Annotated in this window: 20 protein-coding genes; 9 read left to right on the top strand and 11 right to left on the bottom strand. The window is 73.8% G+C overall.

Going from position 1 to position 25,367, the window contains the following annotated elements; translation table 11 throughout:
* The first annotated feature begins 279 nt into the window (after window positions 1-279).
* Window positions 280-825, top strand: coding sequence for an acyl-CoA thioesterase (locus AB0E02_RS37335; protein ID WP_362148577.1), 546 nt, complete (start codon window positions 280-282; stop codon window positions 823-825).
* Here the strand turns inward: AB0E02_RS37335 and AB0E02_RS37340 are convergent.
* From AB0E02_RS37340 to AB0E02_RS37350, 3 genes are read right to left on the bottom strand one after another with little or no spacing between them, the layout of a single operon-like run.
* Window positions 776-1,357 carry a VanZ family protein gene (locus tag AB0E02_RS37340; protein ID WP_362148580.1) on the bottom strand — a complete coding sequence of 194 codons (582 nt, stop codon included), beginning with the start codon at window positions 1,355-1,357 and terminating at the stop codon, window positions 776-778. The genes AB0E02_RS37335 and AB0E02_RS37340 overlap by 50 nt on opposite strands.
* Window positions 1,358-1,399: 42 nt before the next feature.
* Complete coding sequence (locus AB0E02_RS37345; protein ID WP_362148582.1) at window positions 1,400-1,858, bottom strand: hypothetical protein; 459 nt, start codon at window positions 1,856-1,858, stop codon at window positions 1,400-1,402.
* 22 nt (window positions 1,859-1,880) lie between these two features.
* The gene (locus AB0E02_RS37350) at window positions 1,881-3,332 is read right to left on the bottom strand and encodes an LCP family protein (protein WP_362148585.1); all 1,452 of its coding nucleotides are present in this window, start codon (window positions 3,330-3,332) and stop codon (window positions 1,881-1,883) included.
* A 216-nt stretch (window positions 3,333-3,548) separates the two neighbouring features.
* On the opposite strand from AB0E02_RS37350, the gene AB0E02_RS37355 reads away from it, so the two are divergent.
* Window positions 3,549-4,583 carry a glycosyltransferase family 2 protein gene (locus tag AB0E02_RS37355; RefSeq protein WP_362148587.1) on the top strand — a complete coding sequence of 345 codons (1,035 nt, stop codon included), beginning with the start codon at window positions 3,549-3,551 and terminating at the stop codon, window positions 4,581-4,583.
* A 92-nt stretch (window positions 4,584-4,675) separates the two neighbouring features.
* Here AB0E02_RS37355 and AB0E02_RS37360 read toward each other — a convergent pair whose 3' ends face one another.
* The 4 genes from AB0E02_RS37360 to AB0E02_RS37375 all read right to left on the bottom strand — a co-directional run bounded on the left by AB0E02_RS37360 (window position 4,676) and on the right by AB0E02_RS37375 (window position 10,643).
* Window positions 4,676-6,376 carry an LCP family protein gene (locus AB0E02_RS37360; protein ID WP_362148590.1) on the bottom strand — a complete coding sequence of 567 codons (1,701 nt, stop codon included), beginning with the start codon at window positions 6,374-6,376 and terminating at the stop codon, window positions 4,676-4,678.
* 70 nt (window positions 6,377-6,446) lie between these two features.
* On the bottom strand, window positions 6,447-8,216 hold the full coding sequence (locus AB0E02_RS37365; protein WP_362148593.1) for an LCP family protein: 1,770 nt from the start codon (window positions 8,214-8,216) through the stop codon (window positions 6,447-6,449).
* Between the two features lie 238 nt (window positions 8,217-8,454).
* Complete coding sequence (locus tag AB0E02_RS37370; RefSeq protein ID WP_362148625.1) at window positions 8,455-9,690, bottom strand: LCP family protein; 1,236 nt, start codon at window positions 9,688-9,690, stop codon at window positions 8,455-8,457.
* 188 nt (window positions 9,691-9,878) lie between these two features.
* Window positions 9,879-10,643: a TIGR03089 family protein gene (locus AB0E02_RS37375; RefSeq protein ID WP_362148597.1), complete on the bottom strand. Its 765-nt coding sequence runs from the start codon at window positions 10,641-10,643 to the stop codon at window positions 9,879-9,881.
* Window positions 10,644-10,772: 129 nt separating this feature from the next.
* On the opposite strand from AB0E02_RS37375, the gene AB0E02_RS37380 reads away from it, so the two are divergent.
* The 3 genes from AB0E02_RS37380 to AB0E02_RS37390 all read left to right on the top strand — a co-directional run bounded on the left by AB0E02_RS37380 (window position 10,773) and on the right by AB0E02_RS37390 (window position 14,377).
* A complete protein-coding gene (locus tag AB0E02_RS37380; protein ID WP_362148628.1) occupies window positions 10,773-12,113 on the top strand; it encodes a peptidoglycan recognition protein in 1,341 nt (446 codons plus the stop codon).
* 214 nt (window positions 12,114-12,327) lie between these two features.
* The gene (locus tag AB0E02_RS37385) at window positions 12,328-13,410 is read left to right on the top strand and encodes an NDP-sugar synthase (RefSeq protein WP_362148600.1); all 1,083 of its coding nucleotides are present in this window, start codon (window positions 12,328-12,330) and stop codon (window positions 13,408-13,410) included.
* Window positions 13,411-13,471: 61 nt separating this feature from the next.
* Complete coding sequence (locus tag AB0E02_RS37390; protein WP_362148603.1) at window positions 13,472-14,377, top strand: DNA-3-methyladenine glycosylase 2 family protein; 906 nt, start codon at window positions 13,472-13,474, stop codon at window positions 14,375-14,377.
* A gap of 33 nt (window positions 14,378-14,410) precedes the next feature.
* Here AB0E02_RS37390 and AB0E02_RS37395 read toward each other — a convergent pair whose 3' ends face one another.
* The 3 genes from AB0E02_RS37395 to AB0E02_RS37405 are packed head-to-tail and all read right to left on the bottom strand — an operon-like array spanning window position 14,411 to window position 17,229.
* On the bottom strand, window positions 14,411-15,736 hold the full coding sequence (locus AB0E02_RS37395) for a coenzyme F420-0:L-glutamate ligase (protein ID WP_362148606.1): 1,326 nt from the start codon (window positions 15,734-15,736) through the stop codon (window positions 14,411-14,413).
* Window positions 15,733-16,689, bottom strand: coding sequence for a 2-phospho-L-lactate transferase (gene cofD / locus AB0E02_RS37400; protein WP_362148609.1), 957 nt, complete (start codon window positions 16,687-16,689; stop codon window positions 15,733-15,735). The genes AB0E02_RS37395 and cofD overlap by 4 nt, the downstream gene beginning before the upstream one ends.
* A gap of 42 nt (window positions 16,690-16,731) precedes the next feature.
* Window positions 16,732-17,229, bottom strand: a complete 498-nt coding sequence (locus AB0E02_RS37405; protein WP_362148612.1) for a cysteine dioxygenase family protein — start codon at window positions 17,227-17,229, stop codon at window positions 16,732-16,734.
* A gap of 704 nt (window positions 17,230-17,933) precedes the next feature.
* Between AB0E02_RS37405 and AB0E02_RS37410 the strand changes: the two genes are divergently transcribed.
* The 3 genes from AB0E02_RS37410 to AB0E02_RS37420 all read left to right on the top strand — a co-directional run bounded on the left by AB0E02_RS37410 (window position 17,934) and on the right by AB0E02_RS37420 (window position 23,826).
* Window positions 17,934-18,197 carry a WhiB family transcriptional regulator gene (locus tag AB0E02_RS37410; RefSeq protein ID WP_003983763.1) on the top strand — a complete coding sequence of 88 codons (264 nt, stop codon included), beginning with the start codon at window positions 17,934-17,936 and terminating at the stop codon, window positions 18,195-18,197.
* 317 nt (window positions 18,198-18,514) lie between these two features.
* On the top strand, window positions 18,515-22,267 hold the full coding sequence (locus AB0E02_RS37415) for a glycosyltransferase (RefSeq protein ID WP_362148615.1): 3,753 nt from the start codon (window positions 18,515-18,517) through the stop codon (window positions 22,265-22,267).
* Window positions 22,264-23,826: a DUF5719 family protein gene (locus AB0E02_RS37420; protein WP_362148618.1), complete on the top strand. Its 1,563-nt coding sequence runs from the start codon at window positions 22,264-22,266 to the stop codon at window positions 23,824-23,826. The genes AB0E02_RS37415 and AB0E02_RS37420 overlap by 4 nt, the downstream gene beginning before the upstream one ends.
* 24 nt (window positions 23,827-23,850) lie before the next feature.
* Here AB0E02_RS37420 and AB0E02_RS37425 read toward each other — a convergent pair whose 3' ends face one another.
* The gene (locus tag AB0E02_RS37425) at window positions 23,851-24,306 is read right to left on the bottom strand and encodes a metallopeptidase family protein (protein WP_362148621.1); all 456 of its coding nucleotides are present in this window, start codon (window positions 24,304-24,306) and stop codon (window positions 23,851-23,853) included.
* A 259-nt stretch (window positions 24,307-24,565) separates the two neighbouring features.
* Here AB0E02_RS37425 and AB0E02_RS37430 point away from each other — a divergent pair, with 259 nt between their 5' ends.
* Entirely contained in the window at window positions 24,566-25,006 is a 441-nt protein-coding gene (locus AB0E02_RS37430) for a DUF3499 domain-containing protein (protein WP_310728207.1), read from the top strand.
* Window positions 25,007-25,367 lie beyond the last annotated feature (361 nt).

The following is a 25,367-nucleotide window of genomic DNA, read 5'->3' on the forward strand; positions in this document are numbered from 1 at the left end:
GGGGCCGGTTGTGTGGACGTAAAGCGTCAGCAGTCCACACAACCGGCCCCGGAGGCCCGTCACCGCACCCAACACAACCCAGCCCGCCGCAGGCGCAACGGCGAACAACCCCGACGGCGGGACGGACGGCTACGTACGGGGCGCCGCAAAGCGCAACGGCGAGCAAGCCCCGCGGCGCCGCAGACGACTACGTGCGGGGCCCCGCAAAGCGCAACGACGAGCAACCCCCACGGCGGGACGGCCAGCTACGTGGGATGCCGGCCGCTTAGGCTTGGCCGCATGAATGAACTCGTCACCGACGGTGAACCGGTGGGCAAGCCCACCTCCGTGTCCCGGATCACGCTCAGCCACATCATGACGGCCGGCGACACGAACCTCCTCGGGACGGTGCACGGTGGCGTGATCATGAAACTGGTCGACGACGCCGCGGGCGCGGTGGCCGGCCGGCACTCCGGTGGGCCGGCGGTGACCGCCTCGATGGACGAGATGGCGTTCCTGGAGCCGGTCCGGATCGGGGACCTCGTCCACGTCCGCGCCCAGGTCAACTGGACCGGCCGCTCGTCCATGGAGGTCGGCGTACGGGTCCTGGCCGAGCGCTGGAACGAGTCCAGCCCGCCCCAGCAGGTCGGCTCCGCCTACCTCGTCTTCGCCGCCGTCGACGAACACGGCAAGCCGCGCTCCGTGCCGCCGGTGATCCCCGAGACCGAGCGGGACAAGCGCCGCTACCAGGAGGCGCAGATCCGCCGCACGCACCGGCTCGCCCGGCGCCGCGCCATCAAGGAGCTGCGCGAACGGCGCGCCGCGGAAGGCCTCGACGACGCATAACGGCCACCGCCAGCTGTCCCAGCAGCGCCAGCCCCGCCCCGATCACGGTGCCGACCGCCGCGCACAGCACGTCGTCGATGTCGGCGATCCGGCCGGCCCGCATCAGCAGCTGCGCCGTCTCGATCACCAGGGACAGCCCGACCCCCAGCAGGAACGCCAGCGCCGCCGGGACCCGTGGCACGGCGAACCGCAGCAGCAGCGGCACCGGGACGAACAGCGCCGCGTTGGCGGTCTGCCGCCGTACCAGCATCGCCAGCTCCCCGGGCTCCATCTGGGCGCCCAGTTCGAAGAGCCCCTCGCCGGGCCGCCACCACACCGTCGCGTCCCCCGAGCCGATCGGCTGGGCCGGCGCCAGCGTCGCCACCAGGAGCAGCAGCAGCCAGCCGGCCAGCAGCACCCGCGCGGTGGTGCGGGGCGCGGGGCCCGCCGGGGCCAGCGCGGTCCACAGGGCGAACCCCGCCGCCAGCGCCAGCGCCGCGAGCAGGAACAGCGCCACCGTGGTGGGGGTGATGCCCAGCACAACCTGCCACACGAGGTGCACCTTTCCGAGTTGGTCCGTGGCGCCCGGCGGGCGTCAGCCGCAGCTCCACTTGGTGACGTAGACCGTTTCCGCGTGCTCCATGACGCCGCGGATGCACTCGTCCGCGAGCATCTCCACCCGGCCGCTCAGCGTGACCGCGCCGTGCCGGGTCCGCCGGGTGCCGAACCAGCCGGGGAACGCCGTGATGCGGGTGTTCTTGCGCTGGTAGCCCAGCCGTACCGAGATCTCCGGCAGGCCGGCCGCCGCGCCCTGCCGCCGGTAGGTGGCGGTGTACGTCCCGTCGGAGCCCACCGGGCCGCGCAGGCACAGCTGGCCGCGGACCAGGTCCCCGCAGCCGGTGGGGGCGGCGGGCGCCGGCGGTGCCGCGGCGGCGGTCGCCGCGACCAGGCACAGCGCGGCCGCCGCGACGAACGCGCGGCGGACCCGGCGGCGGGCGTCCGGGCGGTGCGCGGGCGGTGCGGCCGGGGTGCGGCGGGGCGCGGGGACACTCATGCCGGGGCCTCGCTTCGCTCGCTCATGGACACACCGCCTGGTCGCCGGTGACCGCCGCCACCGCGCCCGCCGGGGGCGCCGGCTCCTCGGCCCGCACCCGGTGCACCGCCCCGTGGTCCTGCCCGACGGTCACCCGCATCACCGGCCCCTGCCCGGTCACCGGCCGCAGCTCGGCGCCCGGCAGCGCGGTGGCCAGCGAGCGGGCCGAGCGGTCCCAGCGCGGGTCGTAGGCGATGACGGTTCGGGCCGTCCGGCCGAGCGGGGAGTTGCCCGGGGTGCCGACCGTCGTGAAGCCGGTGGCGTGCAGTTCCCGGGCCACCGAGGTGGCCAGCCCCGCGCGGTCGCTGCCGTTGTAGACCTGCACCTGCACCCGGCCCGGCGGTACGTCCACCACCGCGGCGCGCGACCGGTGCCGGTCCCGGTGCACGGCCAGCGGCCGGTCCTCGCGGATCGCCTCGAAGAGCTTCGGCGCCCGCAACGGGTCCCACCGCACGGTCGAGCCGACGCCCGGCACCGGCTGTGCCACATCGCCCAGCGGGACGGAGGTGAACTCGGACGACGACGGGGTGAAGCCGCGCATCGCCTGCCCGAGGTCGACCAGGTCGTTCGCCTCGAACCCGGGGTCCGCGCGGACGGACGCCAGCATCGTGTCGGCGACGTCCTTGAAGCGGATCGGGTTCATCAGCACCCCGGAGGAGGTGATCTTGTGGATCAGGGCGGCCAGGAAGCGCTGCTGGCGCTGCATCCGGCCGAGGTCCGCGGAGCCGTCGATATGGCGCGAGCGCACGTACTGCAGCGCCTGCCCGCCGTTCAGCTGCGCCTTGCCCACCGGCAGGTTCAGCCCGGTGTAGCTGTCCCGCAGCGGCCGTACGGTGCAGATCTCCACCCCGCCGACCGCGTCCACGGTCCGCATGAAGCTGGTGAAGTCGACCTCCAGGTAGTGGTCGATGTGCACGCCCGTCATGTGCTCGACGGTCCGCACGGTCAGGTTGGGGCCGCCCTCGGCGTAGGCCGCGTTCAGCTTGATCGGATGCGCCGCGCGGGCCCGGCCGGTGGCCGCGTCCGTATGGGCGGGCACCTCGGCGTAGGAGTCCCGGGGCAGGCTGACGATGCTGGCGCGGTCCCGGTCGGCCGAGAGGTGCACCAGCATCAGGGTGTCCGTGCAGTGGCACGGCTGACCGCCCAGGTGGTACTTCTCCTTCTCCTCCTGGGTGAGCTTGTCGCGTCCGTCCGTGCCGACGACCAGGAAGTTCAGGCCGTCGCCGCCCCCGGGCCGGTTGCTCATCCCCTGGAAGGCGTCCACCCGGCCGATGCCGGTCTCGACGCCGGTGACCATGGCGTGCCCGACGCCGCTCGCCGACAGCAGCAGCAGGGACGTGGCCGCGCCGATCCGCAGCCCCCAGCGCGGGCCCGCCGGGCGGCGGTGCGCGCCGGAGCGGTCGGCCCGGCGGGCGGAGCGGAACGGCGCGGTCACGGGGGACACCTCCGCGGTACGGACGGAACCGGCGAGAACACCGTAGGTCCATACGATCTGCTGCAAAGCACCACACGCCGGGCATCGGCCGGCCGGCCACCCGGCTGCGTCCGGGGCAGTCCCCCGTTCGCGGTAACGTGAGGTGCGATTCTGCAGTCTCCCGGTGGGCGCTGCCGTCCCCGGCGGCTCCGCCACGGGCCGTACCCCCGAGGAACCATGCCGCAGCAGCCGCCCCCGGCCGTCTCCGTGATCATGCCGGTGCTCGATGAGGAACGTCACCTGCGTAATTCGGTCCGGCACATCCTGGAGCAGGAGTACGCCGGCGAGATGGAGGTGGTGATCGCTCTGGGCCCCTCCACGGACCGCACCGACGAGATCGCCGCCGAGCTGGTGGCCGAGGACCCCCGGGTGCACACCGTGCCCAACCCGACCGGTCGCACCCCCGCCGCCCTGAACGCCGCGATCAAGGCGTCCCGGCACCCGATCGTGGTCCGGGTCGACGGTCACGGCATGCTCTCCCGTAACTACATCGCCACCGCCGTCCGCCTCCTGGAGGAGACCGGTGCCGCGAACGTCGGCGGGATCATGCACGCCGAGGGCGAGAACGCCTGGGAGGACGCGGTGGCCGCCGCGATGACCTCCAGGATCGGCGTCGGCAACGCCGCCTTCCACACGGGCGGCGAGGCGGGCCCCGCCGAAACCGTCTACCTCGGCGTCTTCCGCCGCGACGCGCTCGAACAGCAGGGCGGCTACAACGAGGAGTTCATCCGCGCCCAGGACTGGGAGCTGAACTTCCGCATCCGCGAGGCCGGCGGCCAGATCTGGTTCTCGCCCGAGCTGAAGGTCCAGTACCGCCCCCGGCCGAGCATCAAGGCGCTGGCGAAGCAGTACAAGGACTACGGCAAGTGGCGCCACGTCGTGGCCCGCTACCACGCCGGCTCGATCAACCTGCGCTACCTCGCCCCGCCGACCGCGGTCGCCGCGATCGCGGCCGGTCTGGTGGCCGGCGCCGCCGTCACCCCGTGGGGCTTCGTCGTCCCGGCCGGCTATCTGGCAGCCATCACCGCGGGCTCGCTGCCCGCCGGCAAGGGGCTCTCCCTGAAGGCCCGCGCCCAGATCCCCGTGGCGCTGGCCACCATGCACATGTCCTGGGGCTTCGGCTTCCTGACCAGCCCCCGCTCGCTGGCCAGGAAGGTCATCGCCAGCCGCCGCCCGGCGGTCGTCGCCCCGGCGGCGGCGAGCACGGACTGACCCCGGCCGACGACCCGACGGCAACGGCCGCCGCCCCACCGGACCTGACCGGCGAAGCGGCGGCCGCTCGCACGTCGAAGGGCTTCGAAGCCCTAGAACGTGTAGTCCGGGTTCACCTTCATGCAGCCCTTGGACTCGCCGTTCTGGGCGTCCGCGCTGGCGGGTGCCTTGTCGGCGGGCTTGTCGTTGCCGGACGTCTTCGGGTACGTCGGGCCCGACCGCCAGTCGTTGCCGACCACCAGCTGCAGCCCGGTCACCGAACTCGACTCCCGTACCGCGCTCTTGGGCAGCCCGAGCGCCTTGGCGACGGCCAGCGCATCGCCGCGCCGGTCCGTGCCGTGGTACGTCAGGGTGGTGTCGGCCTGGCTGGTGAGGACGGTGGTGGTGCCGGCCGCGGTCCAGCCGAGGCCGGCCAGCTGCCGCTGGATGTCGGAGGCGCGGCCGGAGGCCGGACCGGTCACCGTGCTGTTGGTGCCGTTCTGCACGACGACCTTCAGCTGGTCCTTGGGAGTTGACGGCTTCGGGTCGGGCGCCGGCTTCTTCTTGGTGTCCTTGCCGTCGAGCGCGGTGTCGTTGCGCAGCATCGCGAACGTCGCGTCCGCGTCGCCGGGCTTGGGCACGACGTAGCGCTCACCGGGGCCGTACTGCCAGGGCATGGTGATCATCGTGGTGCGCTTGGTCGGCACCCGGCTGAGGTCACCGCCCAGGTCGTAGAGCTTCTTGACGGTGTCCAGCCCGTCGTCGACGGTCAGCGCCTTGGTCGCGGCCTCCGCCAGGTCGCGCAGCTGTCCCGGGTCGGAGAGCTTGGTGCCCTTCTTCAGCTGCCGGATCATCGAGTTCATGTACATGTGCTGGGCCTTGGCCCGGCCGATGTCGGTGTTGTCCTCGAAGCCGTAGCGGGTGCGCAGCCACTGCAGCGCCTGCACGCCCTTGACGGGGTGGGTGCCCTTGGTGAGCCGCAGGCCGCTGCCGTGGCCCTTGCTGTCGTGCGAGTAGACGTTGGCCCGGACGCAGACCGGGACGCCGCCGATGGCGTCCGCCATGTCCACCACACCGGAGAAGTCGACCATCATGAAGTGGTCGATGTAGATGCCGGTGAGCTCCTGCCAGGTGGCGAGGGTGCAGCCCGGACCGCCGTGCTGGAGCGACTCGTTGATCGGCGCGGTGGTCTGCGGGTACTTCTCGTGGGTCTTCGGGTCGGTGCACTTCGGGATCGTCACCCGGGTGTCCCGCGGGATGGAGATCACCGACATGTTGCTGCGGTCGGCGGAGACGTGCACCAGCATCTGGACGTCGGCCAGCGGCTTGCGGTCCGCGTCCTGCCGGGCGCCGCCGAGCTCGATGTTCTTCTTGCTGTTCCGGCCGTCGGAGCCGAGCAGCAGGATGTTCAGCGGGCTCTGCCCGAACGCGTTGGGGTCCGGCTTCTTCAGGCCGCTGTCGCCCAGGGACCGCGGGGCCTTGCGGAGGTTGGCGTTGAGGTGCTCGTAGTACCAGTAGCCGGCGCCCGCGGTGCCCACTATCAGGACGGCGAGGGATATCGCGGTCCAGCGGAGCGCCTTGCGGCCCTTGCCGCCCTTCTTGCGGCGCGGCCGGCCGCCCTTGCGGTGGCCGGCGCCCGCCTCGGGGGCGTCCCCGTCGCCGGGCGGCACCTCGCCGCCCTCCGGCGGCGTCCAACCGGGCGCGTCCGGAGGCAGCCCCTTGTTGTCGTAGAGGCTGTCGTCCCAGCCCAACTCCTGTGCGTCCGGCTGTCGTCGCCGGCGTGATCGGTCACCACGCACACTGCTCTGCCGCATTGGGCCCTCTCCCCGTTGTCAGTCCGGTGGTGCGCCCCGGCCGCCGTGCAGGGCGGCCGGGTCCCGCTCGTTACTTGGCGCAGACGTTCTTGTCGTCCGCGTTGACGTTCTGCACCCCGTCCGGGGTTTCGGTCGGTGCCGCGATCGGTGTGCCCGGTGCCGTGAAGTCCTTGCCGAGGATCAGCTTCATCGGGACCCGGTCACCGGCGTCCTGCCCGGACTTCTTCAGCGCGCTCTTGGGCAGCCCCATCCAGTCGGCCAGGGCGGCAGCCTGGTCGGCCTGGTTGGGCGCGTACTCCAGACGCGTGGCGGCCAGCTTCTGCGGGGCGTTGCCGGCGTTGGTGGAGAGCCGGGCGCCCTTGGTGTTCTGCAGCCAGTCCACGGTCTCCTGGGCCGAGCCGATCGGCCCGCCGCCGTTGGTCACATCGACCCGCACCAGCTGCGGCGGGGCCTTCTTGACCGGCCCGGAACTCTTCTTGCTCTTGTGCTTCTTGGCCAGCTGGTGGTCGGCCCGGACCATCGCGAACAGCGGGTCGGCCTTCGCCTTGTCCAGGATGACGGTCGCCGGGTCGTTGGGGTTGTCCAGCACCGGCACCGTGGCGAAGGTGATCTTGTCGATGTTGACCCGCTTGAGGTCGTTCCCGAAGTCGAGCATCTTGCTCACCGTGCCGATACCCGTGTCGACGGTGAGCGCCCGGGTCGCCGCCTGGCTGACGTCGTAGAGCTTGCCGGGGCTGGAGAAGGCGCTCGACTTCAGCTTGCGGATCAGTGAACTGAGGAACTGCTGCTGCAACTGGATGCGGCTGAGGTCGCTGCCGGTCCCCACGGCGTGCCGGGTGCGGACGAACGCCAGCGCCTGCTCGCCCTTGACGGTGTGCCGGCCCGCCTTCAGGTGCAGATGCGACTTGGGGTCGTCGATGTCCTTGCCGGCGCAGACCTCGACGCCGTCCACCGCCTCGGACAGCTCCTTGACCGCGTTGAAGTCGGCCATCATGAAGTGGTCGATCTTCAGGCCGGTGAGTTTCTCGACGGTGCGCCAGGTGCAGCCGGGGTCCCGGTCCTCCTGGCCCAGACTGGTGTTGAAGCGCACCCCGTGCTCGCCGGGGATGACCTTCTTCGAGCCGTCCTTGCCCTTCGTCGTGCAGTTCGGGATGTCGGTGATCAGGTCGCGCGGGATGCTCAGCGCGGTGGCGTTCGACCGGTCCTTGGAGATGTGCATCAACAGCGTGGTGTCCGCGTGCCCGACGCTCCCGGCGTCGCCGTAGCCGGAGTTGCCCTTGCCGGAGCGGGCGTCCGTCCCGATGATCAGCACGTTGACCGGGCCGTCGGACACCGCCGGGTTCTCCACGCCGACGTCGACCTTGGAGATGTTCCCGTCCAGCTGCTGGTACAGGTAGTACGCGCCGCCGCAGCCGGCGACGAGGACGAAGCCGACCACGCCGGCCGTCCAGTACAGCACCTTCTTCTTCCCCGACGCCTTCGGCTTGCGCTTGCGGCGGCTCGCCGGACCCGCCACCGAGGGCGAGCCGGTCGCGGTACGCCCGGCCGCCCGCCGCGCCGCCGCCCGGCCGCCGGCCGGACGCCCGTCCGCACCGTCCTCGGCCCGCTCACCACGGCGCCCGCGCTGGGTCGGCAGCGGCCGGGTGTCGGTGTCGTCCCCGGCACCCGGCCGCCGCGCGGCCCGTCTGGACCCGGGGGCCTTGGGGTTGGAGGGCCGAGCGGGGGCTTGACCGGCCGGGTCAAGCCGCAGCTCGTAATTGCCGGTGTCCGGATCGAACACCCACTGATCGGCGGGATCCACGTTGTTGTCGCCCGCCTGCCCACGGCCTTGCGCGTCCACGGTGCCTTGAATCCTCCGTCGGTGCCACGCGGCGCCATCCCCTCAAGGCGCTCGGGTAGGTCGATCGTGCAGTGCATGGTCAAAGGTGCATGGTCATCGGTCCGGCAAGGTGCGGACCGGATCGCTCACACTATCCGCCCAGTTCAGCGCCACGCGACGCGCGTGACAAATTCCACTTCCCTACAACTGGGCAATCCGCCCAATCCATTCGAGTCGCCGAGCGTACTTTGCGGCATCTTTATTCGCAGATCCCGCGCTCCGCCGTCGTACCGGGAAAGGTAGGCCCTGAACCCGCCGAAGGCGAGGGTTCGGGGCCCGGCTTGTCGTCCGGCGCCCCGCCGCCCGGTGCCCCGCCCCCGGACCGGGCCGGCCGCTCCGCGCCGCCCGGCGCCGGCCGCACGGCCACCGGAAGATCCCTGCCCAGCCGTCCGAAGAGCCGGTCGGCATCCGGTTCCACCAGCTCGTCGCGGTTGGGATCGAAGCGGTACTCCCGGCGCGGCACGGTCAGGAACTGCACCCGCCCGGTCGGAATGCCACGAGTGCTGCGCACCAATTCGTACAGCCCGCGCAGCGACGCCAGCCCGCCGTCCGTGGTCAGCGAACTCGTCGCGGCATCCAGAACCGGATACAGCCGGGTCGGATTCAGCAGGACACCATTGCTCTGCACTTTCTTCACGAGAGCACCAAGAAATCGTTGTTGGCGCTCCATGCGCTCGGTGTCACTCCCGTCACCCAGGCTCTTCCGTGCCCGCACGTACCCGAGCGCGGCCTCGCCCTGCAGCGTCTGCCGGCCCGCGGGCAGATCGAGGTGCGCCTCGTCGTCCCGGACCGGCCGCGGCAGACAGACCTCGACCCCGCCCACCGCGTCCACCATCCGCTTGAAACCCACGAAATCGATGATCATGTAGTGGTCGATCCGGATCCGGGTCAGCTTCTCCACCGTCCGGATCGTGCAGGCCGCCCCGCCGTACGCGAACGCCGAGTTGAACTGGGTCGTCTGCGGACCGGTCTCCCGGCCGTCGGGCCCCTTGCAGTGCGGGACCTGCACCACCAGGTCCCGCGGGATGCTCACCGCGGTGGCGCTCTTCCGGTCCGCCGCCAGGTGCAGCAGCATCGTGGTGTCCGACCGCTGGCCGCTGCTCCGGCCGTACGCGCTGTTGCCGCCGGTACGGCTGTCGGAACCGATCAGCAGCAGGTTCTGCGCGTTCGGCGGGCCCGCCGGCGGCCGCTCCGACTCCCACTTGCGCAGCTCGGCCTCGACGTCGCTGTCGGTGTGGATGTTGCCGTTGAGCTTGGCGTAGACCACCCCGCCGGCCCCCGCCCCGGCCAGCAGCACCCCGGCCGCCCCGAGCGCGAGCCGGCGCCGCCAGCGCCCGTCCGGCGGGGTGCGCCGCGGCCCCGGCCCCCTGCCCGGGCGCTCGGCCCAGCCGGTGAACCTGGGCGGCTCAGGGGTCTCGGTCACCTCTGCGTCCATCCTCACGGAGTCGGCGTAGCGCCCGCGCGCGGGCCCCGCGTCACGACGGACGGACGGAACCCGCGCCGGGCCGTACGTATCTCACGAGCATGAACGGAAACCGGCGCCCGGGCCTGCGCTGGGCGCCCACGGTCCGCCGGACGGGGGAGCGGCCCGGCAAGCACCCCGGGCCGGCCCCCGCGACACCCCTACCCGGCCGCCCGCGGCGCCCGGAACGTGATCTTCTCGCTGGTCTCCCGCGCCTCCTCGGCCTCCTCGGCCAGCCGGCCCAGGTGCCGGCAGAGCACCACCGAGCCGCCGGCCGCCAGCGGCCCGTACAGCCCGTACGACAGGCCCTCCCAGGTGTCGTACCCCAGCCCCGACAGGACCCGGGGCGCAGCCGGTAGCCCGGCCGCGGCCGCATCGGCCCGCGCCCGGTCCACGACCTGCGCACCGGTCAGCTCCTCGCCGGCCACCACCAGCGCCACCGCATCCGCCGCCACCGGGACGAACGGCACGAACCGGTCGCCCTGCCCCGGCACCTCCACGGCGTAGTCGGCGAACCCCTCCGGCGGCTGCGGGAAACGCCCGCCCAGCGGACGCAGCGCCAGCGCCACCCGCTCCCCGGAACAGGCCCGCGCCTCGGCCAGCCGGTCCGGCCCGGCCACCACCAGGTCGGCGGCCGCCGGATCCCCGCCGACCTCCGCCACCACGCCCACCGCCGAACACGCCAGCAGCCAGACGGCGGTCTGCCAGTGGGCGGGCAGCAGCAGCGCGAGCCGGTCACCGGGCTCGGCGGCCAGATCGCCCTGCAGATAGTTGGCGGTCTTGGCCACCCAATTGGCGAAGGTCGCGACGGACAGTTCCACGCGCTCGCCGGTGGCGTCGTCGTAGAAGGTCACCAGCGGGCGGGCCGGGTCCGCGGCGAGCGCGGAACCCAGCAGGTCGGCGGGGGTGCGATCGATGGCGTTCATCGCGGCCAGGGTACGCGCGGCGGCCGCTGACGGTGGGTCGGGCCCGGCCGGCCCGGGCCACCGGATCGGCCGATGCCCCGTCAGGCCACCGTTGGCGCGTTGCCTCCGCCCGTGTTCACGATGCTGTCCATGCGCCCCTTCCTCGCGAGCTGTCTCGGCGCGGCGTGCACCGCCGCCCTCGCCCTGCCCTTCGCGCCGGACGCCGGTGCCGCCGGCCGGCCACCCGGGCCCGCCGTGGCGCGCACCGCCGACCTCCCGGGCAGCACCCAGTCCCTGCCGGTCGCGGCCCTCGGCACCGGCGCGCCCCGCCCCACCGACCGCGACACCGCCGCCGCGCCGGCCCCCCGCACCCTCGGCCTGCCGGCCCGCAGCGTACGGCCGTTCTCCCTGCTCGGCGTCGTCTGGGAGGACGCCGGCGCCGCACTGCACGGCCGGGTCCAGGTCCGCACCCGCGCCACCCGCACCGGCGCCTGGACCGGCTGGCAGGACGTCCAGACCCACAACGACGACGCCCCCGACCTCGACGCCGCCGAACGCCACGGCAGCGACGTCCGCGGCAGCACCGCGCCCCTGTGGGTCGGCGACTCCGACGCCGTCCAGCTGCGCATCACCCCGCAGACCCGCAACCGCGCCCCGGTCGCCGTGCCGCGCGGACTGCGCCTCGAACTCGTCGACCCCGGCAGCGCACCGCCCGCCCGCCGCGGCATCCAGGGCCCGCCGTCCCCGCTCGGCCCCGACGCCACCGCGGCCTCCGCCGCCAACGCCGCCCTCGCCCCGGTCGGCGCCACCGAGATCCCCGCCCTCGACCGCGCCGCGTCCCAGGCCGACATCGCCGCCGCGGGCGGCCGGCCCGCCGGCCCCACCTACGTCGGACCGCGCCCCCGCATCGTCACCCGGGCCGGCTGGGGCGCCAACGAGAAACTGCGCGAGAAGTCCTTCCTCTACACCCACGCGGTGCGCGCCGCCTTCGTCCACCACAGCGGCTCCGGCAACAACTACACCTGCGCCCAGGCCCCCAAGCTGATCCGCGCCATGTACCGCTTCCACGTCAAGAGCAACCACTGGCGGGACATCGGCTACAACTTCCTCATCGACAAGTGCGGAACGGTCTACGAGGGCCGCGCCGGCGGCGTCGCCAAGCCCGTCATGGGCGCCCACACCCTCGGCTTCAACAACGCCTCCACCGGCATCGCCGTCCTCGGCACCTACACCGACACCGAACCGCCCAAGCCCGCCCTCGACGCGGTCGCCCACCTGACGGCCTGGAAGCTCGGCCTGTCCAACGCCGATCCGCGCGCCACCACACAGATGGTCTCCACCGGCGGCAACCGCTACCCCAAGGGAACCAAGGTCCCGCTGCACGTCATCTCCGGCCACCGCGACGGCTTCACCACCGACTGCCCCGGCAACCACCTCTACAACAAACTCGCCGCCACCCGGCGCGCCGCCGCACAACTCCAGGGCCGCTGACCGGGGTACCGGGCACCACTGAACCGTTCCTGCGGCAGACACGTCTTAGCGACCACGACTTGGGCCACGACGTGGCACCACGACGGGGACCACGACGTGGCGACCACGGCGTCCGCCCCGGCCGGGCCCGGCCCTCCGCCGGGGCCGGCCGGGGGCCCGTCTGCCTACACTGGTCCGCCGACCGGCCGACCCCAGCAGGAAGCAGAGACGACAGGTGACAGAAGCGATCCTCCTGGTCGGCGGCAAGGGCACCCGGCTGCGGCCGCTGACGGTGCACACGCCCAAGCCCATGGTCCCGGCGGCCGGTGTGCCGTTCCTCACCCACCAGCTGGCCCGCGCCCGGGCCGCCGGCGTCGAGCACATCGTGCTGGCCACCTCCTACCTCGCCGAGGTGTTCGAGCCATATTTCGGCGACGGTTCGGCCCTCGGGCTGCACCTGGAGTACGTCACCGAGCGGGAACCGCTGGGCACCGGCGGCGCCATCCGCAACGTCGCCGAACGTCTGCACTCCGCCCCCGGCGACCCGGTCCTGATCTTCAACGGCGACATCCTCACCGGCCTGGACATCAAGGCCCTGGTCGACACCCACCGCACCTCCGGCGCCGACGTCTCCCTGCACCTCACCCGCGTCGAGGACCCGCGCGCCTTCGGCCTCGTCCCCACCGACGAAACCGGACGGGTCACCGCCTTCCTGGAGAAGCCGCAGACCCCCGAGGAGATCGTCACCGACCAGATCAACGCCGGCGCCTACGTCTTCAACCGGTCGGTCATCGACACCATCCCGGCCGGCCGCCCGGTCTCCGTCGAACGCGAGACCTTCCCCGGCCTGCTCGCCGACGGCGCCCACCTCCAGGGCATGGTCGACTCCACGTACTGGCTGGACCTCGGCACCCCGCAGGCCTTCGTACGCGGCTCCGCCGACCTGGTCCTGGGCCGCGCCCCGTCCCCTGCGGTCCCCGGCCGCCGCGGCGACCGCCTGGTCCTGGAGACGGCCGAGGTCGCCCCGGACGCCAAGCTCACCGGCGGTACGGTCGTCGGCCCGCGCACCGTCATCGGTGCCGGCGCCGAGCTCGACGGCAGCGCCGTCCTGGAGGGCGCGGTCGTCGAACCAGGGGCCGTGATCCGCGACTCCCTGATCGGAGCGGGCGCCCGCATCGGCGCCCGCACGGTGCTCGACGGCGCGGTCATCGGCGACGGCGCCCGCATCGGCGCCGACAATGAACTCCGCGACGGCATCCGCATCTGGTGCGACGCGGAGATCCCGGCCGGGTCGCTACGGTTCTCGTCCGACCAGTAGGCCGCAACCCCGGCATCCCCGCGCCCCGCCCGCTGTCGGTCCCATCGCCTAATCTGGCCGCATGCCCGCCCGCACCTGGGTCCCGCCCGGCCCGTACGACCTGCACCGCACCCTGGGGGTGCTGCAGCGCGGCCCCGGCGACCCGGCGTTCGCGGTGCGCGGCGGCGAGATCTGGCGCGCCTGCCGTACGCCCCAGGGTCCCGGCACGCTGTGCGTCGCGGCCCGCCCGGCCGACGGCGAGGTGGCGGCCGAAGCCTGGGGGCCCGGCGCCGAGTGGCTGCTGGACCGGCTGCCCCGGCTGCTGGGGGAGGACGACGACCCGGCGCAGCTCACCGCCCGGCACCGCATCGTCCATGAGGCCCGCCGCCGCCACCCCGGCGTCCGGCTCGCCCGCACCGGCCTGGTCCTGGAATCGCTGATCCCCTCGATCCTGGAGCAGAAGGTCACCAGCGACGAGGCGTACCGCGCCTGGCGCCTGCTGCTCCAGCGGCACGGCGAGCCCGCGCCCGGCCCCTGGGAGCGGCTGCGGGTGATGCCCGATCCGCGCGGCTGGGCGCTGATCCCCTCCTGGGAGTGGCACCGCGCCGGCGTGGACGCCAAGCGCTCCTCCGCGATCCTGCGCGCCGTCCGGGTGGCCCGCCGGATGGAGGAGGCCGCGGCGATGGACCTGGCCGACGCCACCCGCCGGCTGACGGCGATACCCGGCATCGGCCCGTGGACCGCCGCCGAGACGCTCCAGCGCGCGCTGGGCGCCCCGGACGCGATCACGGTCGGCGATCTGCACCTCCCGAAGATCATCGGCTATGCCCTCACCGGCCGCCGCGGCACGACCGACGCGGAGATGCTCGAACTCCTCGCGCCGTACGCCGGGCAGCGGCACCGCGCCACCCGGCTGATCCTGCTCTCCGGGATCACCCCGCCGCGACGCGCCCCCCGCTTCCCGGTCGGCGACATCGCCCGCCTCTGAGGCCGGCGGGTCCGGCCCGCGGGCACGCCCGCCTCAGCGCACCACCACGAAGTCGTCCGCGCTCCGTGCCGCCCGCGGGCGCGGCTCCTCGGCCGGACGGCCGATCGCCACCGCCCCCATCGGCTCCCAGTCGCCGGGCAGGCCGAGGACCTCCCGCACGACGTCCCGGCAGAACATCGTCGAGGAGATCCAGGCGGACCCCAGCCGCTCGCCCGCCAGCGCCACCAGGAAGTTCTGGATCCCGGCCCCGTGGGCGACGACGAACATCTCCCGTTCCGCCGCGTTGCGCCGCGCGTCCGGATAGGTGTGCGCGCCGTCCAGCACCATGCACGGCACCGCCAGATACGGCGCGTTGCGCAGCACATCGCCGCGCCGCACCCGTCGGGCGACGGACTCCTCCGACTTGCCGTCGCCGCGCAGGTCCGCGATCCAGGCGTCCCGCATCGCGTCCAGCAGCCGCTCCCGCGCCTCGGCGGACTCCAGCAGCACGAACCGCCAGGGCGTGGTGTGGTGCGGCGCCGGGGCGGTGACCGCCGCGGCCACCGCGCGCCGCACCGCACCCGGGTCGACCGGGTCGTCGGTGAAGGCCCGCACCGTACGCCGTAGCGTCACCGCCTCCCGTACGGCCTCGGAGGTGCCCAGCCGGAACATGTCGTCCGCGGCGCCGCGCACCATCGCCCGCGCCCCGTCACCGGTCTCCTCGACGACGTGTCCCAGCCCGCGCACCACGGCGACCGGCAGCCCGGCCGCCTTGCCCTTCACCAGGTCGCCCGCCGCCGCGAGTTCGTCGGCGGTGGCCACCACGGTCGCGCTGAGCGGATTGCCGTACGCGTCCGTGCCGCCGCGCAGATCGTCCAGCACCCGCACCCCGGCCGCCCCGATGGCGACGTCGGTCAGACCGCTGCGCCAGGGGCGCCCGAAGGTGTCGCTGATGACGACGCCGACGTCCACGCCGAGTTCGGTGCGCAGGCCGTCCCGCAGGGCGCGCGCCGAGGCGTCCGGATCCTCCGGCAGCAGCAGCACCGTTCCCGCGGGGGTGTTGGAGGCATCGACGCCGGCCGCGGCCATCACCAGGCCCTGCCGGTTCTCGACGATCCGCAGCGGGCCGCGCCGGGCGACCAGCCGCACGGTCTCCCGGTCGATCGCCGCCTCCCGGTCGGCGGCCTCGACGATCCGCCCCTCCGCCTTGCTGACGATCTTCGACGTCACCAACAGCACGTCACCGTCGGCGAGTTGGCACGTGCCGTCGGCGGTCGCCGCGGCCGCGATCAGCTTCACCAGGTCGTCGCCGGGCCGCACCTCGGGGATCCCGGGCAGCGCCCGGACCCGGTACGCCGGTACGTCGGCGTCGCCGGTCACGCCCGGACCTCCTCGGCCAGCGCGAGCGCCGCACGCGCCATCGCGGCCGTGGCGTCCAGGTCGGTCATCATCAGCGGTACGGCCCGGCAGCGGATTCCGGCCGCCTCGACCTCGGCCACCGCGCCGGCGTCGACGGAGTCGACCAGCCAGCCGTCGAGCAGCCCCGAACCGTAGTGCCGGGCGACCGCCGACGCGGTGGACTCCACACCGACCGCCGCCAGCACCTTGTCCGCCATGCCGCGCACCGGCGCGTCCCCGACGATCGGCGAGAGCCCGATCACCGGCACTCCGGCGTCCGCGATCGCCTCGCGGATCCCGGGCACGGCGAGGATGGTGCCGACGCTGACGACGGGGTTGGACGGCGGGAAGAGGATGACGTCGGCGTCCCCGAGGGCCTCCAGGACGCCGGGTGCGGGCTTGGCCTGCTCGGCGCCTACGGGCACGACGGCCCGCGCGTCCACGGAGGCGCGCAGCCGCACCCAGTACTCCTGGAAGTGCACGGCCCGCTGTTCGCCGTCCTCCTCGATCGCGACGTGGGTCTCGACCCGGTCGTCGGACATCGGCAGCAGCCGCACGCCGGGCTGCCAGCGCGCGCAGAGCGCTTCGGTGACGGCGCTGAGCGGGTAGCCGGCGGCCAGCATCTGGGTCCGCACGATGTGCGTGGCGAAGTCCCGGTCGCCGAGCCCGAACCACTCGGGGCCGACGCCGTAGGCGGCCAGTTCCTCCTTGACCCGGAAGGTCTCGTCGGCGCGGCCCCAGCCCTGCTCCTCGTTGATGCCGCCGCCGAGGGTGTACATCACGGTGTCGAGGTCGGGACACACCTTCAGGCCGAACAGGTGGATGTCGTCACCGGTGTTGCCGATGACGGTGATGTCCGCGTCCGGAGCCGCTGCCTTCAGTCCCCGCAGAAAGCGGGCGCCGCCGATACCGCCGGCCAGAACCACGATTCGCATAACGACAGTGTGTCAGCCGGAGGCGGGGCTCTGCCCGGGGCGTCAGGAGCCGGTGGTCTCCCGTGCCGCCGTTGCGCAGTGGGCCGCGTCGTGCATGGGCATTTCGGTCAGTCCGGGGAAGTAGACGTGCAGGCTGACCGCGGGCGTCAGGGAGTCGTTGACGACCTCGTGGACGTAGCCGGGGGCGAAGACCTTCTGGGTGCCGGCGGCCAGGGCGCGCGGTCCGGCGGGGCCGTGTTCGGTCAACTCGCCCTGAAGGACGGTCAGTACGCCGGAGGAGGGCCCGTGGTCGTGCCGTCCGCTGCCCTGTCCGGGGAGCCAGCTCAGCAGCCACACCTCATAGCCGGGCCCTGTGCGCAGCCGGTGGTACCAGCGGGTGGTGGCGTCGTAGCGGACCAGCGGGGCCCATGCGGCGCGGTCCGCGGCGATGCTGCGGACGAGCCCTACGAAGCCGGCGACGGTGTTCGGGTGCGCGGGGACGGGCGGCAGGAGGTGGGGGACGGCGAGCGGGTCGCCGGCGATCTGGACGTCGCTGTTCATCGGTTTCGGGTTCCTCGGCGGAAGAGCTGGGGGGACCTCCCCGCCGTAGCCGGGGGAGGGGGGCGGCCGGCGCGGGCGGTCCCTGTGGGGTGCGCGGCGCGGGCGGGAAATGCGGGGCGCTGCGGGGTGGTGCGAGCGGAGAAGCCGGAGCTCAGTGGCATCAACAGCTGGAACAGCGACAGCGAGCCTGCGCAGCGCAGAGAGACCCGTAGGCACGGGTCAGTCGGGGCGCGGCAGTCACTGGCATGGGGTCAAGGAGACCGGGTTCCCGGCGCAATGTCAACCGGACGTCTGGTTTGCCGCGAATCTTTCACTGCATCCGGTTACTCCGGCCGGAGAAAGGTTTGTGCAGTCCCGGACGCGGAGACATCGACCGGCAACCGCTGCTCCAAACGCCGTTGCGGTCCCGTGATCCGTCTGTGATCTTCCCCGCTTCGGCGCGCGGGGTGCAACGCGAACGCCGCCTGATCACGTCTCCATGGATGACACGGACGTGCCGGGGGGCACGCCCGGGGAAGTGTCCTGGTTTTTACTGATTTGAACACTTTCCGCATCCGCTTGGTTCCGCCGAGTGAATAAGAGGCTCAATAGCAGATCTCGGCTTGACTGGCCCGGATCACCACACTTGTAATTTCACTCGTGTCGTTCAGCCGAAATCGATCACGGCTTGATCACGGGGACGTAAAGACAGACGAGGGGCGCACATGACCGAGCTGTTCCAGGAATTGCTGGTCGAGGAGGCGGACGAGGAGCTCGGCTGGCAGGAGCGCGCGCTGTGCGCCCAGACCGACCCCGAGTCCTTCTTCCCGGAGAAGGGTGGCTCCACCCGCGAGGCGAAAAAGGTCTGTCTCGCCTGTGAAGTCCGGTCCGAATGCCTCGAATACGCCCTCGCCAACGACGAGCGCTTCGGCATTTGGGGCGGTCTGTCGGAACGCGAGCGGCGCCGGCTCAAGAAGGCCGCCGTCTGACCGTGACGAGTCAGCCACCCCCGCCCAGGGCGCGCGGTCTCTCGGACCCCGCCGCCGCACCGCCCCAACTCCCCATATCCCCCTATAGCGAACACTCCGCCTCCAGCGCACCGGGCGCCGGAGGCGGACTGCTGTGTACGGGCCCGGTCGGGGCACCGGCACGAACCATTAGTGTGGGGCCCCGTCCGAGATGCGCCGCCGCCCACCGGGGCGCGCGCGTCGCCTCGTAGTCCGTCGCAGTGTCTTCCGGGGGCGGGGCCTGAAAGCGACTTCGCCGCGGGCCTTCGAACCCCCGGGTCCGGAGGGCCCGTACCTCGATGTCCGTGCACAGCCAGTCGGCGGCGCAGGCCGCCTCATACGCAGCCGCCACGCCAGAGTTCCCCCGGCACGTCGTCACCGCCGTGATCGTCTCCCACGACGGCGCCCGCTGGCTGCCCGACGCGCTCAGCGGCCTGCTCGGCCAGGAACGCCCGGTGCAGAACGCCATCGGCGCCGACACCGGCAGCGCGGACCACTCCGCCCAGCTGCTCACCGAATCCCTCGGCGACGAACGCGTACTGCACCTCGCCCGCCGCTCCGGATTCGGCACCGCCGTCGACGAGGCGGTCCGCACCGCCCCCCTGCTCGGCCCGGACGACCTGCCGTACCTGCGCCGCCCCAGCGGCTGGGACCCGGTCAGCCGCACCTGGCGCGACGAGGCCTACGACATGCCGGAACTGCCGCACGGCGAACCGGTCCAGTGGCTGTGGCTGCTGCACGACGACTGCGCCCCCGAGCCCGACGCCCTCGCCGAACTGCTGCGGGTCGCCGACGCCAGCCCCTCGGCCGTCATCGTCGGCCCCAAGCTGCGCAGCTGGTACGACCGCCGCCAGCTCCTCGAAGCCGGCGTCAGCATCGCCCGCAGCGGCCGCCGTTGGACCGGCCTGGACCGCCGCGAACAGGACCAGGGTCAGCACGACCAGGTCCGCCCGGTGCTGTCGGTCTCCACCGCCGGCATGCTCATCCGCCGCGACGTCTACGAGGAGTTGGGCGGCTTCGACCGCCGGCTGCCCCTGATGCGCGACGACGTCGACCTGTGCTGGCGCGCCCAGGCCGCCGGCCACCAGGTCCTCATCGCCCCGGACGCCGTCCTCCGGCACGCCGAGGCCGCCGCCCGCGAACGCCGCCCCATCGACTGCGTCGGCCGGAGCGTGGCCAACCCGCACCGTGTCGACAAGGCCGGCGCCGTCTACACCCTGCTCACCAACACCCGCGGCCGGATCCTGCCGTACGTCCTGCTGCGGCTGCTGCTCGGCACCCTCCTGCGGGTCCTCGCCTACCTCGTCGGCAAGGTCCCCGGCCAGGCCCTCGACGAACTCGCCGGCCTCTTCGGCACCCTGCTGCGACCCGGCAAGATCCTCGCCGCCCGCAAACGCAGAGGCCGCCCCGCGGTCGAAGCGAGCGAACTGCGGCCGCTCTTCCCGCCACCCGGCGCGACCGTCCGGGCCACCGTCGAGCAGATCGCCGGCAACCTCGCCGGCCGGGCCGCCCCCGACGTGGCCTCCGCCGGCCGGCACGGCGCCGTCGAATCCGGGCCCGGCGGCGACGACGCCGACTTCCTGGAGATCGAGCAGTTCGCCCGGCTCAAGCGGATCGCCCGCAAACCGGCCCCGGTCCTCTTCCTCGTCCTGCTCCTCGTCTCCCTGGTCGCCTGCCGCGGGCTGCTCGGCTCCGGCGCCCTCACCGGCGGCGCCCTGCTGCCCGCCCCCGGCAGCGTCTCCGACCTGTGGTCGGCGTACCTCGACAGCTGGCACGCGGTCGGCACCGGCGACAGCGCCGCCGCACCGCCCTACCTGGCCGTCGTCGCCCTGGTCTCCAGCGTCTTCCTCGGCTCCACCGGCTTCACACTGACCCTGCTGCTGGTCTGCTCCGTCCCGCTGGCCGGCCTCACCGCCTACTTCGCCTCCCGCCCGCTGGTCACCTCCCGGCTGCTGCGCGCCTGGGGCAGCATCGCCTACGCCTTCCTGCCCGCCGCGGCCGGCGCCCTCGCCGGCGGCCGCCTGGGCACCGCCGTCCTCGCGATCCTGCTGCCCCTCATGGCGCGCGCCGCGATCGCCGCCTGGGGCCTGCGGCTCCCCGTCGGCACCCGCCCCAGCTGGCGCGCCACCTGGGCGTACGCCCTGCTCATCACCTTCACCACGGCCTTCACCCCGGTGGTCTGGCCGATGGCCGTCCTGCTCGGCACCGGCCTGCTGGTGCTGCGGCTCGTCGACGGCAGCCGCGACCAGATCGTCGCCCACGCACTGCGGTTCCTGGCCGTGGTCCTCGCCCCGCTCGTCGTGCTCGCCCCCTGGTCGCTGTCCCTGCCGACCCACCCCTCCCGCTTCTTCCAGGAAGTCGGCCTCGACTACGGCACCGGCTCCGCCTCCGTCCTCGACCTCGTCGGCCTCAGCCCCGGCGGCCCCAAGGCCACCGGCGGACTGCTGCTCCTCGGCATCGTCCTCGCCGCCCTCGCCGCGACCCTGCGCGACGCCCGCCGGCTCGCCATCCGCACCGCCTGGGCCGTCGCCCTCACCGGCCTGCTCTTCGCCGCACTCGGCAACGGCTCCGGCTGGACCGGCCCCGCCGTCCTCGTCTACGGCCTGGCCCTGCTGTGCGCCGCCGCGCTCGGCGCCGAGGGCATCCGCACCCGCATGGCCAGCCTCGGCTTCGGCTGGAAGCAGCCGGTCGCCGTGCTGATCGCGCTGGCGTCCGTGCTCGCCCCGCTCTACGCCGCGGTCAGCTGGATGATCACCGGCGCGGCCGGCCCGCTGGAACGGCGCAGCCCCGAACAGGTCCCGGCATTCGTCGCCGAGGAGTCCGGCAGCGCCGACCAGCCCCGCACCCTCGTCCTCGACGGCACCCCCGGCCACGTCGCCTACACCCTCGTCCGCGGCTCCGGCGCCCGCCTCGGCGACGCCGACCTGGCCGCCGAGGCCGGCGAGGACAAGCGGTTCGGCAGCATCGTCGCCAACCTCGTCGCCGGCTCCGGCGCCGACCAGACCAACCAGCTCGGCGGCTACGCGGTCCGCTACGTCCTGGTCAGGAACGGCGCCCCGCGCGAAATGGGCCGCGTCCTGGACGCCACCCCCGGCCTGACCCGGCTCAGCCAGGAGGACGGCAGCGCCCTGTGGCGGGTCGACCGCCGGGTCTCCCGGGTCTCGATCGTCCCGCCCCAGGCCCAGGACGGCACCACCGCCGGCGACGCAGCCGCGCCCACGGCCGTGGCCGCCGGACCCGTCGAGGCCCACACCAAGCTGCCCGCCGGGCCCGCCGGCCGGGTGCTGCGCCTCGCCGACGCCGCCGACGAGGGCTGGCAGGCCACCCTCGACGGCACCCCGCTCAAGCCCGTCACCGTCGACGGCTGGGCCCAGGGCTTCACCCTGCCCTCCAACGGCGGCCGGCTCGACCTCACCCACGAGAACCCGCTCGGCCACACCCTGTGGCTGTGGGCCCAGGGCCTGCTCGCCGTCGTCCTGGTCGTCCTCGCCCTGCCCGGCCGCCGCCGCGAGATCGACGACGACCTGCCCGAGGACGACGCCGCCGCACAGGCCGCCGCAGCCACCGGCGACGGCCGCCGGGCCCGCCGGCTGCGCGCCCAGGCCGAGGCCGCCGGCACCCCCGAAGCGGCCGACGCCGGCATCCCGGCCGCCCGCACCGGCGAGGAGCCGCCCGCCGACCCGGCGGCCCCCCAGGACCCCGCCGCGCCCGCCGACCCCTACGCCGCCGTACCGCAGCAGCCCACCTACGAGGACTGGCCGGCCGCCCCCGGCCGGCACGGCGCCGAGCAGCAGCCCTACGACCCGTACCAGGGCACGCAGTACGGCGGCCAGTACCCGCAGACGGACCCCTATCAGCCGACCGGCACCTACCCCGGCGACCCCTACCAGGCCGGCGCCTACGACCCGTACGGCTACGCCCAGCAGCCGTACCAGGACGGCACGCCGCAGCCCCAGCAACAGCCCTACGACGACGGCACCGTGTACCCGGGGTACTCCGGGCCCCCCGGCTCCTACCCCGAGCCGCACCGTGACGGGAGCGACCAGCAGTGAAGCGCACCATGACGTCCCTGATCGGCGCGGCCGCCGCGCTGGCCGCCGTCACCGGCCTCGCCGCCGTCGCGGCCCCCGGCGGCACCCCGAAAACCCCCGGCGGCGCCGCCCGGCTGCCCGTCCAGCGCTCCGCGCTGCTCTGCCCCCCGCCCACCTCCTCCGACGTCGGCGAGACCACCTACACCGCCTTCGTCCCCCAGGGCGCCGCGGCCGGCGCCGACACCAAGAAGGGCACCGCCAAGCTGCTGCCCGCCGGGACCGTCAAGGACGCCGGCGCCGGCGCCGGCAAGAAGAAGGGCGGCAGGTCCAAGGCCGCGGACACCGGCCGGACCACCGTCCCGCCCGCCGACACCACGCCCGTCGTCCCCCTCCGGCAGGCCGGCAAACCGGTCACCACCACCACCGACCGGGCCGACGCCCCCGCCCTCGTGGGCGCGGCCGACGGCACCCTCGCCCCCGGCTGGACCGTCCAGCAGACCACCACCGTCGCCGCCGGCGCCGGCCGCGGCCTGCTCGGGCTGAGCTGCCCCACCCCCGACACCACGTTCTGGTTCCCCGGCGTCAGCACCGCCCCCGACCGCCAGGACTACGTCCACCTCACCAACCCCGACACCACCCCCGCCGTCGTCGACCTCGAACTGCACGGCAAGGACGGCTCGTTGGGCGGCTCGGCCGGCGAGGACATCACCGTCCCCCCGCACACCACCGTCCCCGTCCTGCTCTCCACCCTCACCACCCGCCCCGCCACCAACGCCACCCTGCACGTCCTCGCCCGCGAGGGCCGGGTCGGCGCCGCCGTCCAGGCCACCGACAACAAGCTCGGCAGCGACTGGCTGCCGCCCGCCGCCGACCCCGCCCCCAGCGTGGTCCTCCCCGGCATCCCCAAGGACGCCAGCTCCGTCCGGCTGGTCGCCCTCGCCCCCGGCGGCGACGACGCCGACCTGAAGGTGCAACTCGCCACCCCCACCGGCCTGATCACCCCGGCCGGCCTGGAGACCCTGCACCTCAAGAGCGGCATGACCACCGCGGTGGACCTCAAGGACGTCACCAAGGGCGAGGCCGGCTCCCTGGTGCTCACCCCCACCGACCCCGGCGCCAAGGCCCCCGTCTCGGCGGCGCTGCGGGTCACCCGCGGCAAGGGCGGCAACCAGGAGATGGCCTTCATCCCCGCCACCCGCCCGGTGGAGAAGCGCGCCACCGCCGCCGACAACGGCGCCAAGGGCAGCACCCTGTCCCTGGCCGCCCCCGAGAAGGGCAAGGACGCCAAGGTGAAGGTCACCGCCTCCGCGGGCAGCGCCGACGGCACCCCGGTCACCAAGACGTACACGGTCAAGGGCGGCACCACCCTCGACATCGACCCGCCCCGCCCCCAGGGCCTCAAGGGCGGCTACGCCCTCACCGTGGAGCCCGAGCCGGGCAGCGGCCCCGTCTATGCGGCCCGGATGCTCGCCCGCCCCCAGGGCGGCGTCCCCGCCTTCACCGTCCAGCCGCTGCCCGACGACCGCGGCTCGGTCGTGGTCCCCACCGCCGGCCAGGACCTGTCCCTGCTCACCGACTGACCCACCGTGCCCGCGCTACGGGCCTCACTCCTGCCCGTAGCGCGGGTCCACCGACTCCGGAGCCAGCCCCAGCAGATCGGCGACCTGCTCGACGACCACCTCGTGCACCAGCAGCGCCCGCTCGTCCCGAGTCTTCGTACGGATCTCCACCGGCCGCCGGTAGATCACGATCCGGTCGCGATGTCCGCCCGCCGCCGGCAGCACCCGCCCCAGCGGCACGCTCTCCTCGTCGACCGGCCCCTCCCCGCCGTCCGGTCCGAACCCGGGCACCTCGACCACCAGGAAGTCGACCTGGGCCAGCTGCGGCCAGCGCCGCTCCAGCCGGTCCCGCGAGTCGTAGACGAGATCCACGAAGGCGTCCGCGCGGGTCACCGACAGCGGCACCTGGGGCGGCGCGATCGGACCGCGCATGCCGCGGCCGTGACGGTCGCGGCGGCGGAGCCGCGGCTCCGCCGGTCGGGGAGGTACGGGCCTGTCCATCAGCATCGAGCGTAGCCGTCACGGACCGCCGGAAACCGCAGACCGCCACAAGACGCAGCATGTCGCAGGCTGACCGGACCGGTCCGGATCGCTTTCGTTTCCCTCCCCACATCAGATCGCGGAACCCCCGCCGAATGGCCGGAAATGCACTAACTCATGAGGGTATTCCCTCCCGCACACCGACCGTCCCGCCCCACCCGCCCCAGGACGGGCCGAGCGGGTGCAGGTCAGACGCATCGGACGAAGCGGGACGACACGGTTGGGTGAGCCGGGGGAGAGTCGTCGCGGCCCGCTCAAGAGTGCGGTACCGTCCAACGTCGTGAGCCCTGTACGTCGCTGTTCGCGCACTGCGTGCGGCCGCCCCGCCGTCGCAACGCTGACGTACGTCTATGCGGACTCGACCGCCGTGCTCGGACCGCTCGCCACCTACGCCGAACCGCACTGCTACGACCTGTGCGCCGAGCACTCCGAGCGGCTGACCGCGCCCCGCGGCTGGGAGGTCGTCCGCCTCGCCATCGACTCCGGCCCGGCCCGCCCCAGCGGCGACGACCTGGAAGCCCTGGCGAACGCGGTCCGCGAGGCCGCCCGCCCCCAGGAACGCGAACGCGCCGCGGGCGCGGACGCTCCTGCGGGCGACCGCGCCCCCATGGAAGTGGCCCGCCGCGGCCACCTCCGCGTACTCCGGTCCCCGGACTCGTAGCCCATCCGCTGCGCTCGGCTTTCCGCCCACGTACTTGGCTGTCCCGCCGTGGGGCGTCTGGCCGTTGCGCTTTGCGGCGCCCCGCACGTACTCGTCTGTCCCGCCGTGGGGGGTGCTCGTCGTTGCGCGCTTGGCGGCGCCCCCGCACGTACCTGGTTGTCCCGCCGCGGGGCTTGGTCGCCGTTGTGCGCTTTGCGGCGCCCCGCACGTAGCCGTCTGCGGCGCCGCGGGGCGTCTGGCCGTTGCGCCTGCGGCGGGCTGGGTGGGTGTTGGGTGCGGTGACTGGCCTGCGGGGCCTTGTTCGTGGACTGCTGTCGCTTTACGTCCACGAACAAGGCCCCTCCGGCCTGTCCCCTCCCGT

Source organism: Streptomyces sp. NPDC048196, assembly GCF_040652715.1.
GTDB classification, from domain to species: Bacteria; Actinomycetota; Actinomycetes; order Streptomycetales; family Streptomycetaceae; genus Streptomyces; species Streptomyces siderophoricus.

What these genes read in the sequence shown, in the direction of transcription:
- AB0E02_RS37335 (WP_362148577.1), top strand. Translation starts at nt 280, where the DNA reads ATGAATGAACTCGTCACCGACGGTGAACCGGTGGGCAAGCCCACCTCC.
- AB0E02_RS37345 (WP_362148582.1), bottom strand. Translation starts at nt 1,858, where the DNA reads ATGAGTGTCCCCGCGCCCCGCCGCACCCCGGCCGCACCGCCCGCGCAC.
- AB0E02_RS37355 (WP_362148587.1), top strand. Translation starts at nt 3,549, where the DNA reads ATGCCGCAGCAGCCGCCCCCGGCCGTCTCCGTGATCATGCCGGTGCTC.
- AB0E02_RS37360 (WP_362148590.1), bottom strand. Translation starts at nt 6,376, where the DNA reads ATGCGGCAGAGCAGTGTGCGTGGTGACCGATCACGCCGGCGACGACAG.
- AB0E02_RS37370 (WP_362148625.1), bottom strand. Translation starts at nt 9,690, where the DNA reads ATGGACGCAGAGGTGACCGAGACCCCTGAGCCGCCCAGGTTCACCGGC.
- AB0E02_RS37375 (WP_362148597.1), bottom strand. Translation starts at nt 10,643, where the DNA reads ATGAACGCCATCGATCGCACCCCCGCCGACCTGCTGGGTTCCGCGCTC.
- AB0E02_RS37380 (WP_362148628.1), top strand. Translation starts at nt 10,773, where the DNA reads ATGCGCCCCTTCCTCGCGAGCTGTCTCGGCGCGGCGTGCACCGCCGCC.
- AB0E02_RS37390 (WP_362148603.1), top strand. Translation starts at nt 13,472, where the DNA reads ATGCCCGCCCGCACCTGGGTCCCGCCCGGCCCGTACGACCTGCACCGC.
- cofD (WP_362148609.1), bottom strand. Translation starts at nt 16,689, where the DNA reads ATGCGAATCGTGGTTCTGGCCGGCGGTATCGGCGGCGCCCGCTTTCTG.
- AB0E02_RS37405 (WP_362148612.1), bottom strand. Translation starts at nt 17,229, where the DNA reads ATGAACAGCGACGTCCAGATCGCCGGCGACCCGCTCGCCGTCCCCCAC.
- AB0E02_RS37410 (WP_003983763.1), top strand. Translation starts at nt 17,934, where the DNA reads ATGACCGAGCTGTTCCAGGAATTGCTGGTCGAGGAGGCGGACGAGGAG.
- AB0E02_RS37415 (WP_362148615.1), top strand. Translation starts at nt 18,515, where the DNA reads ATGTCCGTGCACAGCCAGTCGGCGGCGCAGGCCGCCTCATACGCAGCC.
- AB0E02_RS37425 (WP_362148621.1), bottom strand. Translation starts at nt 24,306, where the DNA reads ATGGACAGGCCCGTACCTCCCCGACCGGCGGAGCCGCGGCTCCGCCGC.